Raw genomic sequence first — 15,366 nt, forward strand, 5'->3', positions numbered from 1 at the left:
CGCAACAATGTACCGGGCGATCATTTAGACTCGATCACGAGGTCGTCCAAACCGGACACGCTACTCCATTAGGAGCAACGCATTCCCAGGATCTCGACGTCCCGATCCCGGTCGGCCCGGCAGCGCGCGCCGGTCTGGCCGGTGGTGTGTGTGATCGCCCTGGTTCTGGTCAGCGATTTCCAGTTCCGGCTGCGCGACAACACGCAGGCGGTGTCCGGCAACGCCGATCCGTTCGTGCTGCTGGAGGTCGGCACCTACGCGGCGGTGGCGCTGTTCCTGTACGTGAAGTTCCGGCCGCGGCCCCGGCTGCACCGCACGTCCAGGCTGGTCTTGCTCGGCTACGCCTACGCGGCGGTGCTGGTGTTGTCGGCGCTGTATGCGCCCTACGTCGCGCTCGCCATGGTGCGCGCCGGACAGGTCGCCGTCGCGGTGGCGTTGTTCCGATGCGTGGCGTTGCACACCGATCCGCACACGCCTCATCGGATCGCGCACGCCTACGCCGTGCTCATCGCGGCATCCGCGGTCTTCGGGGTTCTGGTGCCGTTCCCTCGGCCGCCGCTGCAGCAGGAGCGGTTCACGTGGCTGTACGTGCACCCGGTGCAAGCCGGCGAAATGCTGGCGATCGCCACCGTGGTGTTGGCCGCCTACCTGCTCACCGGCGGCCTGCCCCGCAACGGCCCGCACTGGCGGCCCGGGGCGTATCTGTTCCTGCTGGCCATCTGCGGTGGCGCCCTGCTGGCGACCAGGACGCGGGGTGCGGTGCTCGGCGCCGCGGTCGGGATCGCGGTGCTGTTGTGGACCCGGTGGCGCGGTGTGCGGAAGTTCGAGCTGGCCATTGTCGGTTCGGTGGCGCTCGCCGTGGTGCTGGTGAGCAGTTCGGACGCCATCGAGGCCTACTTCGCCCGTGGCGAGTCGGCCGAGCGGCTGGCCACCCTGAACTCGCGGACCGAACTGTGGGCGCAAGCGTTCGACGCGTTCGCCGAACACCCGCTCTACGGCTGGGGGCTCACCGCCACCCGCGGGTTGTTCCTGAAGACCATGGGGCTGGGTGGCGGGCACAACGCGCTGATCAACCTGCTGGTCGACACCGGGATCCTGGGCGCGGTGGCCTGGCTGGCCCTGCTCGTCGGCATCCTCGTGGCGGCCTACCGGCTCACCCGCCGCAAGGACGAGCCGCGGGTGGACGGCATGCTGGTGTCGGCGGTCCTGCTCGGCATGATGGCCAACTCGATCTTCACCGAAAGCCTCGGCGCCCCGGCCAACGCCGCCTTCACCTGGCTGTATCTGCTGCTGGCGTGGGTACTGCAGGCGCGCGCGCAAGCCGGCCGCCTGGACGCCTCCGCACCCCTGCCGCCGTACGGCACGGGGTCCCTCGCAATCACCCGGAACACGAGGAGGAAGTCGGCCAAGTGACCCCCGCGGAGAGCGCACCGCGCACGGCATTGATGGTGCATCCGTCCGTCGAGCTGTACGGCTCGGATCGCATGTTCGTCGAATCGGTGGCGGCGTTGATCGAACACGAGTGGCGGGTCGTCGTCGCGCTTCCTGGCGAAGGCGACCTCGCCCGCCTCCTCCGCGGTGCGGGCGCCGACGTCCGGCTGTGCCCCACGCCCGTGCTGCGGAAGGCGGCGCTGCGTCCGGCAGGGTTCGCCCGGCTGGCACTGGAGGCTGCTCGCGCGGTGCGGCCGATGCTGCGCCTGGCGCGCGCCGTGCGTCCGGACGCCGTCTACATCAACACGGTCACGGTGCCGCTGTGGTCGGCCCTCTCACGCCTCATGGGTTTCCCGGTCGTCGCCCACGTGCACGAGGCCGAGGACGAAGTGCCGAAGCTCGTCCGGCAAGCGCTGGCGGCTCCCCTGCTGGCCGCGACCACGGTCGTCGCCAACAGCGAGGCGAGCGCACGCAGTGTCGTCACGGCCATTCCTCGCCTCGGACCGCGAACGCAGGTGATCTACAACGGTGTGGCCGGGCCGCAGAACGCGTCGCCCGTCCGCCAGCGGCCACACGACCCGTTGCGCTTGGTGCTGGTCGGCAGGCTCTCCCCGCGCAAGGGCACGGACGTCGCCATCCGGGCGGTGCGGCGCATTCTCGACGCCGGGCAGTCGGCAACCTTGCGGCTGGTGGGGTCGGCTTTCACCGGTTACGAGTGGTTCGTCGACCAGCTGCACGACCAGGTGCGCGACCTCGGGCTGACCGGCCAGGTGCGGTTCGACGGCTTCACACCCGACGTGTGGCAGGCCTACGCGGAGGCCGATGTGGCGCTCGTGCCCTCCCGTGTCGAGCCGTTCGGCAACACCGCGGTGGAGGCGCAGCTGGCGGGGATTCCGGTCGTGGTCACCGATGCCCAGGGCCTGCCGGAGACGGTCGAAGGCGGCCGGTACGGCCTGGTGGTGCCGCGCGACGACGACGCGGCGCTCGCTGACGCGGTGCTCAGCATCGTGCGCGACTGGCCGGCGGCCTCGGCGCGGGCCGAAGCCGCCAGGGAAGCCGCCGAGAAGCGCTTCTCCCCCGCCACCTACCGGTCCGCCATCGCGGACGCGGTGGCGCAGGCCTGCGCGGCTCAGTAGGCCCCGCGGCCGGTCAGCACCGCGCGGACGGTCTTCCAGAGGATCACCGCGTCCAGCGTCAGCGACCAGTCCTCCACGTAGCGCAGGTCCAGCCGGACCGAGTCCTCCCACGACAGGTCGCTGCGCCCGCTGACCTGCCACAACCCGGTCAGCCCCGGTTTGACAAGCAGGCGGCGCCGCACCGCCGGGTCGTAGCTGAGCGTCTCCTCCAGCAGCGGCGGCCGGGGACCGACCAGCGACATGGACCCGCCGAGCACGTTGAACAGCTGCGGCAGCTCGTCGATGGAGAACCGGCGCAGCACCGCGCCCACCCTGGTCACCCGGGGATCGGAGCGGATCTTGAACAGCGGGCCGTCGGCCTCGTTCTGCAGCTGCGACCGCATGCGGTCGGCACCCACATGCATGGTGCGCAGCTTCCACATGGTGAAGACCTCGCCGTCGCGTTTGACGCGCAGCTGCCGGTAGAACACCGGCCCGCCGTCGTCCAGCTTGATGGCGATCGCGGCAGCCAGGATCACCGGTGCGGCCAGCACCAGCCCGATCAGCGCACCCACCCGGTCGACGATCTCCTTGATCACCCGCCCGCCACCGGTGAAGGCCGGCTGGCTGACCCGCAGCATCGGCATGCCGAGCACGCCGGACACCTTCACCCGCGGCCCGGCGACCTCCATCAGCACCGGGGCCACGGCCAGTTCCGCGGACGTCCCTTCCAGGTCCCAGGCCAGCTGCCGCAGGACCTGCGGGGTCCAGTGCGGGTGCGGGGTCACCGCCACCACCCGGTAGCCACCGCGGCGCACGTGGTCGGCGAGCTCGTCCAGCGACCCGATCACCGGAACGCCGGCGATCTCGCCGTCGCGCTGCGCCTCCGGATCGGAATCGACCAGGCAGGCGGCTTCCACCCGCCAGCCGACGTGGCTGTGCTCGCGGGTGCGCTCGATCAGCTCGCGCACCGAGTCCGCGCCGCCCGCCACCACGACCGGGAGCATGCGGCGGCCGTGCCGACGGGACCAGTGCAGCCACTGACGCAGCAGGTAGCGCACCAGCAGCGCCAGGAACGTCATCACCGGCAGCACGCCGAGCAGCCATGGGCGCACGTCGACGTGCTCCAGCCACGGCCCGAGCAGGGCCAGCACCACCGCGGCGGAGAACATCGCCGACACCACGCGGCGATACTCCTCGGCGTCGGCGCCGAGCATCTGCAGCTGCCATGCCCGGCGTATCGGCAGGAAAACCAGCGCCAGGACGGCCAGCAGCGGGGCGATCTCCGGGTGCAGGCCGTCGATCACGCCGAGCAGGCCGAGGATGCCCGCGGCGGCCGAGACACCGATCACCGCGGCAGCGTCAGCGACCACGACCGCGGCCCGGTAGTGCCGTTCCCAGCGCGTGATGGGGCCGCTGCGCCTGCGGCTCCCGCGTGGGACCGCGCTCCCGATGGCGCCGGTGGGCAACGACGTCGCCGACGTCGACCGGTCACGCATGCACTTCCCCTCACATGCAGATTCGGACAGTTGGGACACATTCCGCGCACGGGAGTTATCGCCGCACCGGTGGGTGGATATTAGCGAGATCGACAGTCACCCGATCGTGGCCTCCCACATGTCGATCACACTCACGGTCTGTCCGGGCCGTCCGGTTCACGGCAGATCATGCGATTTCGGCCGCACACACCCCACGTTCGGACGATCGCCACGCCCGCCGGCAACCGGCACACCCGCCGCAGCGGGGCTCCGCCCGGCGCAGGGCACTCCCGCTCCGCGCCGTCAGCTGATAGACCTGGAACCGTGCAAGCCCAGGAAACCTTCAGCAATTACTGCGAGCGCATCGGACCGGGCTTCTGGGACGAGCCGCTCAACGCGTGGACCAACCTGGCGTTCGCCGTCGCCGCCGTCGGCGCCTGGGTTCTGGTCAGCCGTGCGCGCGGACCGGAGCGGAGAGGCACCATCCGCGCGCTTCCGGTGATCATCTTCCTGATCTTCCTGGGCAGTGGCGCATATCACACGACGGCCACCCGCTGGGGCGCGGTCGCCGATACCGGCTTCATCGCGGTGTACCTGCTCTACTACATCGTGTTGTTCGTGGTGCTGTTCTGGCGCCTGGAGTGGCGGGTCGCCTGGCTGGCGGCTCCGCTGTTCGTCGGATTCACGCTGCTCACCGCGCTGCTGGCCGATTTCGCCGGCTTGCGCGGGCCCGGCATGTACCTGTCGGCGTTGCTCGCCTTGCTCCTTCTCGGCGGCGCGCTGCACTTCTCCGCTGACCCTGCGGTCCGCCCATACGGCGTGCAGTACGCCGCTATCGGCCTTCTGTTCGCGGTGTCGCTGACTCTGCGCACGTTGGACCGGCCGTTGTGCGACCTGGTCCCCTTCGGCACGCACTTCATGTGGCACGTGCTCAACGCATGCGTGCTCTATCTCACAGCACGGCTGGCAGTACGCCGGTGGCAGGAACTGCACAGCGAGAGTCCGGCACCGGCAGTTGCAGAGCGTGACGGCTGAGCCGCACGGACGGCGGTAGCGATTCCTCCCGACGATCGTTACCGTCGTCAATCGTGCGCTTATGCGCATGTAGTGATATGGCGATAACCGGAGGTCATCGATGGGTGGATGCTGTGGCTGCAGCAACTGCTCCGGCCCGGGCTGCGGCTGCTGCGGTTCCTGCTGAGCTCGCTGGTCGGTAATTCGATTGCTCTGCTCGGCACGGCCTGGCTATGTTTCGGCCAGGCCGTGTCGTCGTCCGGAGGGAGCTGCCGGTGCTCAGCTGAGGTCGCCCCACATCCCCTGTCGTGCCGACCTCTCCGGAGCCCGCCATGTCTTCCCCGGCTGTTTCCGCCATCGTCATGTCCGGCCTTCGGTTCGCGTGGCCGGACGGCACCGTCGTGCTGGACGGCCTGGACGCCGTCGTTCCGCCCGGCCGAACCGGGCTCGTCGGGCTCAACGGGTGCGGGAAATCGACCCTGCTGCGGTTGATCGCCGGCGACCTGCGCCCGGCGCGCGGATCGATCACCACCGGCGAAGTCGGCTACCTCCCGCAGAACTTGGTGCTGGACACCTCGCGCAGTGTGGCCGAGGTGCTGGGCATCGCGGACGTGGTGCGCGCGATCGCGGCGATCGAGCGCGGGGAGACCGCACCGGAGCTGTTCGACGTCGTCGGAGACGACTGGGACGCCCAGGAGCGCGCCCGGGCGATGCTGGACCAGCTCGGACTCGCCGATGTCGGGCTCGATCGTCGCGTCGGCGAGCTGTCCGGCGGGCAGACGGTGTTGCTCGGGTTGGCTTCGCTGTTCCTGGCCCGGCCGGACGTCCTCGTGCTCGACGAGCCCACCAACAATCTCGATCGCCACGCCCGCGAGCGGCTGTACGCGGCGATCGACTCCTGGTCCGGCGCCGCCGCGATCGTCTCGCACGATCGCGAGCTGCTTGCCAGGGTCGACCAGATCGCCGAGCTGCGCGACGACAAGCTCCGCGTGTACGGCGGCAACTTCGCCGCGTACGAACAAGCAGTGCAGGCCGAACAAGAGGCTGCCGAGCGTGCGGTGCGCACCGCTCAGGCCGACGTCCGGCGGCAGCAGCGCGACCTGACGGCCGCTCGTACCGCTCTTGCCCGCCGGCTCCGGTACGGCCGCAAGCAGTACGCCAACAAACGCGAGCCGAAGATCGTCATGAACGCGCGCAAGCGCGAAGCCCAGGTGTCGGCGGGCCGCTATCGGATCATGCACGAGGAGAAGGCCGCGCAGGCCAAGGAGCGGTTGGCGAAGGCCGAACAGGCGGTGCGCGACGACGACACGATCCGGATCGATCTGGCCGGGACGACGGTCCCCTCCGGGCGCAAGGTGCTGCGTGTGGACGCGGTGCTGCGCACCGGCCTGGCGGTCGAGCTGGACATTCGTGGCCCGGAGCGCATCGGGGTCACCGGCCGGAACGGATCGGGGAAGACGACGCTGCTGCGGACCATCACCGGCGCGATCCCCCCGGCGTCCGGCCAAGTCGAGGTGTCTGTCCCCGTCGGCTTCCTGCCGCAGCGCCTGGACATCCTCGACGACCAGGCGACCGCGGCCGACAACGTCGCCCGGGTCAACCCGGCGGCGACACCGAACACCATCCGGGCACAGCTGGCCCGGCTGTTGCTGAAGGACGGGCGTGCCGATCTGCCGGTCGGGGTGCTCTCCGGCGGGGAACGCTTCCGCGCGGCGCTGGCGACCCTGTTGATCGCCCATCCGCAGCCGCAGCTGCTGTTGCTGGACGAGCCGACCAACAACCTCGACTTGTCCAGCGTCCGGCAGCTGGTGCAGGCCCTGCGGCAGTACCGGGGCGCGTTGATCGTGGCCAGTCACGACGAGCCGTTCCTGGCCGAGATCGACCTGACCCGGCGGCTGCACCTGGAGGCATGAGCACCGCCGGGGCCGTGGTCGTTTTGACGGCCCCGGCGGCCGGAGGGGGTTCAGCGGATGCCGTGGCGGGCAAGCCAGGAGATGGTCAGCCGGTAGAACTGCTGCGCTCCCCTGCTGAGGTTGATCGAATGCCCGGCGTCCGGGATGAGGTGCTTGGTCTGGCCGGCCCCGGGGTCGGTGGCGCAGTCCGTGGTCGTCCGGCAGAACATCATGTCGTGGCGGCCCAGGACGTGCAGCACGGGCAGCTCGGCCTGCTTGCCGCTCGGTTGCCTGCGGTTCCCGGCCGCGGCAGGCGGCCCGCTGCACGGCCGCAGTGCGCACAACTCGCCGCGGGCCAAGGTGTCCTTGGCCGACTCCTCGCCGCGGGCGATGGCGCTTTCGTACGTGCCCGGGTAGTGGAAGGCCTGGGTGCGGCTGCCCGGGACGGTGGTGAAGTAGCCCTCTGCCCACGGCTGCCCGGCGAACCGCGGATCGTCCGCGGCGGGCGCGAACGGGAACAAGCCCTCGTCACCGGATTCGTCGTCGCCGGATTCGTCGTCACCGCCCTCGTCGTCCGGGCCGCCTGCACCCTCGTCCTCGTCGTCGGTGTGCAGCGGTATCCCGCTGACGATGACGGCGTCGACGCCACCGCGCTCGGCGGCACGCTCGGCGACGATGCCGCCCATCGAGTGACCGTTGAGCACGATCGTGTCGAACCGTGGGCCCAGGGTGCCGTTCCGCAGATGCTCGACGACCTGGTGCACAGCGTCTCCACCGGCGTCGAAGTCGAGGGTGGCACCGTCCGGATGGTCGCTCGCGCCGTAGCCGAGCCGGTCGAGGTTCACCGTGGCGAAGCCGTGCTTGGTGGCGTACTCGACGTAGGAGTAGGTCTGCGGACGGTAGGGCCAGTCCCAGTAGCGGTGGTCGTAGCCGCCACCGTGCAGCAGAACCTGCACCGGTGTGCTCGATCGCAGCGAACCGCGGTGGCACAGCTCGGCGTAGAGGTGGTGCTCGGCGCCCTGGTGCTGCACCGGCAGGCGGTAGGCCGTGCAGGTGAGCTGCTGTGCATGCTTGGTCGCGCGCGGGCTCGGGTCGTCGGCGAATGCGACCGTCGCCGCCGTACCGAGGGCCATCACGGCGACGGCCCCGACGGCAAGAACTCGACGCTTCATCGTGGGTCCTTTCCAACGCGGGAATCCGGAACACCCTCAGTCGATCAAGCCGGTCTTCCAGCGCGCTGCGATCGCTCTGTGAGAACGCTCAGAATCGGCCCCGGCGCGGCAGCCGGATCCGGACCGTGGTGCCGGTGCCCGGCTCGGACCGCACCACGACCGCGCCCGCATGGGCACGCACCACGGCATCGACGATCGACAGTCCGAGGCCGTGTCCCCCGGTGGCCCTGGAGCGCGAGGGATCGACGCGGTAGAAGCGCTCGAGCACCCGGCCGGCCTGCTCCGGTGGCATGCCGGGCCCGCTGTCTTGCACCTCGACGACGACGTCGTCGCCGTCGCACCGCACCAGCACGCTCGCCGGCCCCGGGTCGGCGTGCCGTTCGACGTTGGTCAGCAGGTTGTCGATCACCTGCCGGAGCCGCGCCGCATCACCGGTCACCACGGCCTGCGGATCGGCGTGCAGCGACCACGTCCGGCGGTCGTCCCTGGCTTGCGCGGCGGCGACCGCGTCGGCCGCGACCTCGGCCAGGTCCACGGGCGCCCGCTCCAGGGGACGGCCCTCGTCCAGGCGGGCCAGCAGCAACAGCTCGTCGACCAGGACACCCATGCGCCAGGCCTCCGACTCGATCCTCGCCAGGATCTTCGCCAGGTCTTCCGGGTGCTCGGCCCCGCCCCGCCGGTACAGCTCGGCGTAGCCGCCGATCGTGGCCACGGGCGTGCGCAGCTCGTGCGAGGCGTCCGCGACGAAGCGGCGCAGTCGTTGCTCGGCCGCGGTGCGTTCGGCGAACGCCTTCTCCAGTTCGGCAAGCATGCGGTTGAGCGCGTCGCTGACCACGCCCACTTCCGTACCCGGGGCTTCCTGCGGCATGCGGTGCGACAACTCCCCTGCACCGATGCGTCCCGCCGTTTCGGCGATGCGCTCCAGCGGGCGGAGGCCGCGCCGGAGGGCGATCGCGGAGAGCAAGCCCATCGCGACCACGGCTCCTACCCCGGACACGATGGCGACGGCGGCCACCCGGCTGGTCAGCTCTTCGTACGCGGCCGGGTCGAGCTCCGCCACGTCGCCGTCGAAATCCTGCACGGCACCGAAGGTCGCGCCGACGGCCAGGCCGATCCCCAGCACCGACAGGCCGACCACGATGAGGACCAGCCTGGCACGCAGGCTCACGGCCGATGGCCTTCCGGCAGCCGCAGCACGTATCCGACACGTGGCACCGTGTGGATGAGCGGCGTGCGGCCGGCGTCGATCTTGCGGCGTAGGTACGAGATGTAGGTCTGCACGACGCCGTCGTTGCCGCCGAAGTCGTACTCCCAGACGTGGTCGAGGATCTGCCGCTTCGTCAGCACCCGGCCCGCGTTGGCCAGCAGATAGCGCAGCAGCGCGAACTCGGTGGGGGTCAGATCGATGCGCTGTCCGTTCCTGCGGACCTCGTGCGCGGCGTCGTCGAGTTCCAGATCGGCGAAGGTCAGCCGGTCGTCGTCGCGCGGGGCGGTGCGCTTGAGCACGGCGCGGACCCGCGCGATCAGTTCGCCCAGGCTGAACGGCTTGGTCAGGTAGTCGTCACCGCCGACGGTGAGGCCGGTGATCTTGTCCTCGGTGGCGTCCCGCGCGGTCAGGAACACCACCGGCACCTGCTGGCCGGTCGCCCGGAGCCGGCGGCACGCCTCCACCCCGGACATGTCCGGCAGCATCACGTCGAGCACCACGAGGTCCGGACGGAAGCTCGCCACACCGTCCAGGGCGCCTTTGCCGGTGCCCGCGATCTGCGTCTCGAAGCCCTCGTACCGCAACGCGGTCGCGACCAGTTCGGCCAGGTACGTCTCGTCGTCGACCACCAGCACCTTGCGCCCCATGGGCACCAGTTTCGCCCACGCCGGGCCGTGGGCAGCCACATTCACAGAGATCTCTCAGAAGCCGCGTGAAGTGCACCGGAGCGAGGGATGCGATGGCGCGAGGGCGTACCGGTCCGGGTGATGTGCTGCCCGGTTACCGTCGGGGCGAGGATCGAGGTGCGGATGACGGAGAACCAACTGCAGGCGGCCGGGCCGGGGTGGTGGGAGTCGTTCGCTGCGCTCTTCACCGATGCAGGCGTCGGTGTGCTCTATGCGGGTGTTCTGCTGTGCTGGTGGCGGGCGCGGCAGCTTCCGGCGCAGCGCATGGCGCGCGCCATGCTCGCTCCAGTTGGAGTGCTGGCCGCGTACGTGATCAGCTCGGGCATCAAGCTCCTGGCGGCCGCCGAACGGCCGTGCCAAGCACTGGTCGTCCGCGCGGTGATCGAGTGCCCGCCCACCGGTGACTGGTCGTTTCCCAGCAACCATGCCGCGCTGGCCGGGGCATGCGCGGTGGGCGTCGCGTGCGCATGGGCAAGGCTGGCGATCCCGGCCGCGCTGGTGGCCATCGCGGTTGCGGCTTCGCGAGTAGTGGTCGGCGTGCACTACGTCCACGACGTGATCGCCGGCCTCACCGTCGGGAGCGCAACCGCCGCGCTCGTCGTCTGGGCGATGCTGCGGCCCACGACCAACCTGGTCGAGCGGCTGCGTGCGCGCCCAGCATGCGACACCTGGTGGCGTCGCGGTCAGCGCTCCAGCCAGTGCCGACGGACGACGGCAGACGAGCGGGAGACGGCACCCGTTTGTGCCCCGCGGACACCTCGGAACCTGCCCTCTGCCCTGCAGGCCGCTCGTGCCGGCTTCCGGCCCCGGGTCAGCCGGTGGGTCCGCCGCGAAGGTCCTCCGGATACAGCAGGTCCTGCCAGCACCAGCCGTCAGCCCGCTTGGCCAGGATGGCGACGAAGTTTCCCGTGCTGCCATCGAACGCGCTGACGGCTGTGAACGGTACCTCGGCCCGGTCACCGGTCTCTCGCACCTCGCCGGACAACTGCGCCGTGCTGACGTCACCGGAATCCTCGATCAAGTCGAGCGCGCCAGCACTGATGTCCGGGCAGCCCAGTTGGTTGAGGGTGTTGGTGTCGTGCGATACCAGCGCAGAGATCAGTGAATCGGCCACCGCTTGCGCTCCGCCGGCATCCTGTCCCGCGGCGCCTCCACTGCCGTTGTCACCGCTGCCGCCGCTGCCTTGGCTGGTGTTGTCACCGCTGCCGCTACTTGCGCTGCTGTCCCCGTCGTCGGACAGGAAGAAGCCCGGAGCGACGAACCCGGTGATGCCGAGGACAGCGAGCACGACGACGGCGCTGACGATGCCCACGATGAGCCCGGGGTTGCTCTTGCGAGGCGGCGGGCCCCCGTAACCGGGCGGGGGCACCTGGCCGGGCGGACCGTAACCGGGCGGGCCATATCCCTGCGGGCCCTGCGGGCCGTACGCCTGCGGTGGCCCGTATGGCTGCTGCGGTCCCTGTGAATACGGGCTCTGCGGCTGCCCGTACGGATGGCTCATCGGCACCCTCAGGTTCGGCGGGCGCGGTACTCCGCGCGTGAGATCGGCACTGATTCTAGGGGTCGCCTGCTGCGGGCGCGTGCCGATCTCACCGAATCTTGGGACCATGCCCACCCCGGATGTAACATTTATTACATGATCGAAGTGACTCGCACCGCCAAGGCGGCACCCGAGCGCGTCTGGGCGCTGCTCAGCGACATCGAGAAGTGGCCCGCCCTGCTGCCGACGTTCAACCAGATCACCCGCCTGGACGGCACCGGCCCGATCGGCATCGGGACGAAGTTCGACGTGCGGCAGCCCGGTCTGCCCAAGGCCGTCTACCAGATCACCGACTGGGAGCCCGGCAAGCTGTTCACCTGGCAGTCCCAGGCCCCCGGCGTGGTGACGACGGCCTCCCACCGGGTCGAACCCACTGCGGACGGGACGCGGATCGTGCTCACCCTGGACTGGACCGGCCCGTTGGCCCGGATCTCCACCCTGTTGCTGGGCCGCAAGGCGCGACGGTATGTCTCATCGGAGGCAGAGCACATCGCACAGGCGGCCGAGGATGGCGAAGGAACGGACTGAACACCCCCGGGACGTACTGCTGACCAAGATCGTCGAGTGGTTCATGCAGCACGGCGTGCTGGACACCAGCATGCGCACGCTCGCCGCAGGTGTCGGCACCAGCAATCGCATGCTCCACTACCACTTCGGCTCCCGCGACCAGCTGCTGTCCGCGGTGATCGAACGGGTGTGCGCGGCGGAGCGGGAGACGCTGCACCGGTTCATCGCGGAAGCTTCCGACCCGTTCGACGCCGGCGCCCGCTATTGGCGGCACGTCGCCGACACGTCGGCGGTGTTCGCGCCGTTGTTCTTCGAGTTGTCGTCGCACGCGATGTATCGCAAGCCGTACGCGGAGAGTTTGCGGACGGTGCTGACGGACGCCTGGCTGACCGGCTTCACGCAGGCTTTCCAGCGGGTGACCAGCCCGGATCGGGCCGCTCGGCTGGCCAGGCTGTCGCTCGCGGTCGGGCGCGGCGTGCTGTTCGAGATGGCTCTGACCGGGGACCGTGCGGCCGCGGACGCGGCCGTCGAGGAATTCACCACGATGGTGCGGCGCGAAGTGCAGCGAGACGGCTGACGCCCGGGGACGGCGTGCTCCTCAACCCTGCCCGCGCACTACCCCACGCACTACCCCACACAGCCACGAGGTGCCTATGAGCCCCGAGCAGCCGTGGCTAGTGTGCCTGCGGCCGGGCAGAGCCGAGAACGAACTCGGCCTGCCCGAGGGCACGCTGACCGAACAGGACACCATCGTGGCTTCCATCGAGCCGGAGCACGTGGAGAACCCGCCCATCCCGGCGACAGCGAGCCAGGGCAACGAGTACCAGCGCCGCGGGGTTGCCGGAAGCGACCGTCGAACTGCCCAAAGGCACCCCGTTCACAGATCGACATTGGGAAGTGAGTTCATGACTTGCTCGTTCGGAGAGCACGTGGTCTCCGGGCCGCCACCCAGCGACGACACCACGGCGGCCACGGCTGGTGAGCCATCCACGAAGGCGGCCGCTAGGTGCTGAAGTGGCTCAGCGGGGAGCCGGTCGACAAGGAGCTGTCCGCCGAGATCAGCAAGGAGGAGTCCGAGCGGCTGCGGGCCGACCCGGCTGCGTTCGAAGAATCCGGCGCGCCCACGATCCGTATCGCTGACCGACGGCGGCTCAGCGACAGACCCGCCGCGAACCGGTCCGTGCGGCGGCGCCGGCTGGTGCGAGGACCATCCGGCGCCCTGAGAGACGTACCTGCCTTGACGTATGCCGCCCGATCGGCATCGCGCGGCGGGACGGCCACCGCTGATCAGTAGGCGTCGACCTGGAAGTCGGTCACGTCGAACCGCTGCTGGCCCGCAGTGTCGACGATCTCGACGCCGTAGCCGATCTGGCCGAGAGTGGAGCCGTCCTTGAGCATGCCGGACGAGACCAGGTGGTCGGTGAACTGCTTGATGTCCAGTTCGCCCGAGGTCATCGGCTCCGTCGCCACGAACGACACGATCTCGTCGTCGTCGGTCGCCCACAGCTCCCACTCGGTGTCACCGACGGTGACCGTGTCACGCAGGTCACCGGCCGGGCGCTGATCCTGGTACTGGGTCCAGATCATCAGCTCGGTTGTCCCCGGGCCGTTGCCCACACCGTTGATCCACACGTCGTAGGCGAAGTTCCACGCACCCACGTCCGGGGCCTCGTGAGCGAAGCGGGTGGGAATGCGCTCGAACGAGTCGAGGCTCGGCTCCGCGCCACTGTTCCAGTCGTGCCAGTCCTTGTGGACGTTCGGGTAGCTCAGCACGGCCCCGTCGCCGGCGTCGGTCGCAGCGGCCTCCACATACCAGGAACTGAACGAGCAGACGGCCATGTTGTGCGACACGGTCCCGTTGTCGTTCCACACGTTCGGGCCACCGTAATAGTCCTTGCCGTCGCCCTCCCCGTTGCCGTCGATGGGCCCGCCGCCGTCGTCCGTGGACCAGGTCTGCACCGGGTCGGCGCACTTCTGCGCGGCCACGGTGGTGGCGGCGTCCTCGGGCGCTTCGGTCGCGACCGCCACGCCCGTCGCGATGGCGATCAGGGCCAGCGCGGACGCCGCGGCGAAGGTCTTGCGCATGGTGGTGCCTCACTCCTACGGGTCGGCGTTATCAATTCGAGACCGGAAAGCTACGGAAGCCGTTATGCATGGTCAACGGCGAGCGCCCGGGTTAGGCCGAATGGCGACCCGGGCGCTGGACCGGAGTTGGCAGCCGCGTTGGGCGAGACGGCGGCAGGTCGTCGTGCCGCTTGGGGAGCCGGTTGCGTGGCTCACGGTCGCGGTGGAGCAAGGTGCGTGGCGCGGAGGCCGGGCGCGATCGCCCATCACCGGAAGAAGAACGAGGCCACGCACCACGTCGCACCCTCGTCCTCGGTCATCACATGGATCGACCCGCTCGCCCGGGGGTTGTCCGCCCGCGAACCGGTGATCTCGGTGCTCGCGCCCAGGCCGGTCGCGGTCGTCGCACCGAGTTCGATGCGCGGCTGCCGGTCCATGATGATCTCGACCAGCGGCTGTACCGCGGTCTTCTCGCAGGTCAGCGCCAGGGCACCTGGCTTGTCGCCGTTGTTGACCTGCTCGGCGAAGTCCTCGGTCAACTTCCGTGCCTCCCGCTCGACCTCCTCGCTGTCGGGCATCCCGGGCAGCGTCGGCAAGCCGGGCACGTCCGGCTGGGTGGTGGGGGCCTTCTCGGTCCGGTGCAGTTCGACGCCGCTCCAGCACCAGCCGTCACCCTGCTTGGTCAGCTTGAGGGTGAGGGAGCGTCGGATGGTCACCCAGATCATGGACATGTCGGCCTCGGCCTCGGCGTCACCGACCAGGCGAACCTCACCGGTCAGCTCGACCGACTCGACGTCCGTCGCGTCCGAGATGATGGACGTCAACACGGCGTCCTCCCCCGGACACCGCAGCTTTTCCAGCTTGCCGCGGTCGCGGGCGTGATATCCGGCGACGATCTGTTCGGCGAGCTCCTTCGCCGCCGCCTTCGGGTCCTCGGGTTTCGTCGGGGCGACGGAGCCACTGGCCGCTTCCTCGTCGCCGGAAAGAAGGAAGCCGGGGGCGACGAATCCGGTGATGCCGAGCGTGCCCAGGACAACCGCCACCACGGCGATGATGCCGACCATCACAGCGGTGCCGGATTTCTTCTTCGGGGGCTGCGGTGGACAGCCGCCGGCTGGGAAACCGCCCGTCGGCGGGTAATGCTGCCGCCCGTAGGGGCCGCTGTGGTGCTGCGATACGTCAGGGCGGTCCGGGTGGTGCGGAGTCGTCATGGCTGCTCCCCGTCGGTCCTCGCGTGTCGTTGCCTCGCCGGACCGAGCG

The 15,366-nt window shown here is 70.0% G+C and carries 14 protein-coding genes; 7 read left to right on the top strand and 7 right to left on the bottom strand.

The features are described 5' to 3' along the window. Nucleotides 1-150: 150 nt before the first annotated feature. Nucleotides 151-1,413, top strand: a complete 1,263-nt coding sequence (locus YWY_RS19725; RefSeq protein ID WP_084608821.1) for an O-antigen ligase family protein — start codon at nucleotides 151-153, stop codon at nucleotides 1,411-1,413. Beyond that, on the top strand, nucleotides 1,410-2,567 hold the full coding sequence (locus tag YWY_RS0101930) for a glycosyltransferase (RefSeq protein ID WP_028846251.1): 1,158 nt from the start codon (nucleotides 1,410-1,412) through the stop codon (nucleotides 2,565-2,567). The genes YWY_RS19725 and YWY_RS0101930 overlap by 4 nt, the downstream gene beginning before the upstream one ends. Here YWY_RS0101930 and YWY_RS19730 read toward each other — a convergent pair. Continuing rightward, nucleotides 2,561-4,045, bottom strand: a complete 1,485-nt coding sequence (locus tag YWY_RS19730) for a sugar transferase (RefSeq protein WP_084608781.1) — start codon at nucleotides 4,043-4,045, stop codon at nucleotides 2,561-2,563. The genes YWY_RS0101930 and YWY_RS19730 overlap by 7 nt on opposite strands. Nucleotides 4,046-4,348: 303 nt before the next feature. Between YWY_RS19730 and YWY_RS19735 the strand changes: the two genes are divergently transcribed. After that, nucleotides 4,349-5,059: a hypothetical protein gene (locus YWY_RS19735; RefSeq protein WP_038044235.1), complete on the top strand. Its 711-nt coding sequence runs from the start codon at nucleotides 4,349-4,351 to the stop codon at nucleotides 5,057-5,059. Between the two features lie 311 nt (nucleotides 5,060-5,370). After that, entirely contained in the window at nucleotides 5,371-6,951 is a 1,581-nt protein-coding gene (locus YWY_RS0101945) for an ABC-F family ATP-binding cassette domain-containing protein (protein WP_028846252.1), read from the top strand. 50 nt (nucleotides 6,952-7,001) lie between these two features. Here YWY_RS0101945 and YWY_RS19740 read toward each other — a convergent pair whose 3' ends face one another. The 3 genes from YWY_RS19740 to YWY_RS0101960 form a co-directional block, all read right to left on the bottom strand. Next, nucleotides 7,002-8,102: an alpha/beta hydrolase gene (locus YWY_RS19740; RefSeq protein ID WP_084608782.1), complete on the bottom strand. Its 1,101-nt coding sequence runs from the start codon at nucleotides 8,100-8,102 to the stop codon at nucleotides 7,002-7,004. A gap of 88 nt (nucleotides 8,103-8,190) precedes the next feature. Further along, entirely contained in the window at nucleotides 8,191-9,270 is a 1,080-nt protein-coding gene (locus tag YWY_RS19745; protein ID WP_051309498.1) for a sensor histidine kinase, read from the bottom strand. Continuing rightward, entirely contained in the window at nucleotides 9,267-9,956 is a 690-nt protein-coding gene (locus YWY_RS0101960; RefSeq protein WP_038044237.1) for a response regulator transcription factor, read from the bottom strand. Before YWY_RS0101960 ends, YWY_RS19745 begins: the two co-directional genes overlap by 4 nt. Nucleotides 9,957-10,118: 162 nt before the next feature. Here YWY_RS0101960 and YWY_RS23515 point away from each other — a divergent pair, with 162 nt between their 5' ends. Then, nucleotides 10,119-10,925 (top strand): phosphatase PAP2 family protein, encoded by an 807-nt coding sequence (locus YWY_RS23515; protein WP_084608783.1) that lies wholly within the window; start codon nucleotides 10,119-10,121, stop codon nucleotides 10,923-10,925. On the opposite strand, the gene YWY_RS23930 is transcribed toward YWY_RS23515, so the two are convergent. Then, nucleotides 10,807-11,496, bottom strand: coding sequence for a hypothetical protein (locus tag YWY_RS23930; protein WP_156899057.1), 690 nt, complete (start codon nucleotides 11,494-11,496; stop codon nucleotides 10,807-10,809). The genes YWY_RS23515 and YWY_RS23930 overlap by 119 nt on opposite strands. 135 nt (nucleotides 11,497-11,631) lie before the next feature. Between YWY_RS23930 and YWY_RS19755 the strand changes: the two genes are divergently transcribed. Next, on the top strand, nucleotides 11,632-12,063 hold the full coding sequence (locus YWY_RS19755) for an SRPBCC family protein (RefSeq protein WP_038044238.1): 432 nt from the start codon (nucleotides 11,632-11,634) through the stop codon (nucleotides 12,061-12,063). Continuing rightward, a complete protein-coding gene (locus tag YWY_RS19760) occupies nucleotides 12,044-12,619 on the top strand; it encodes a TetR family transcriptional regulator (RefSeq protein ID WP_051309500.1) in 576 nt (191 codons plus the stop codon). The genes YWY_RS19755 and YWY_RS19760 overlap by 20 nt, the downstream gene beginning before the upstream one ends. A gap of 710 nt (nucleotides 12,620-13,329) precedes the next feature. Here the strand turns inward: YWY_RS19760 and YWY_RS0101990 are convergent. Next, on the bottom strand, nucleotides 13,330-14,127 hold the full coding sequence (locus YWY_RS0101990) for a GH12 family glycosyl hydrolase domain-containing protein (RefSeq protein WP_051309501.1): 798 nt from the start codon (nucleotides 14,125-14,127) through the stop codon (nucleotides 13,330-13,332). A 245-nt stretch (nucleotides 14,128-14,372) separates the two neighbouring features. Further along, nucleotides 14,373-15,149 carry a hypothetical protein gene (locus tag YWY_RS23015; RefSeq protein ID WP_156899058.1) on the bottom strand — a complete coding sequence of 259 codons (777 nt, stop codon included), beginning with the start codon at nucleotides 15,147-15,149 and terminating at the stop codon, nucleotides 14,373-14,375. Nucleotides 15,150-15,366 lie beyond the last annotated feature (217 nt).

This window comes from Thermocrispum agreste DSM 44070 (assembly GCF_000427905.1).
GTDB classification, from domain to species: domain Bacteria; phylum Actinomycetota; class Actinomycetes; order Mycobacteriales; family Pseudonocardiaceae; genus Thermocrispum; species Thermocrispum agreste.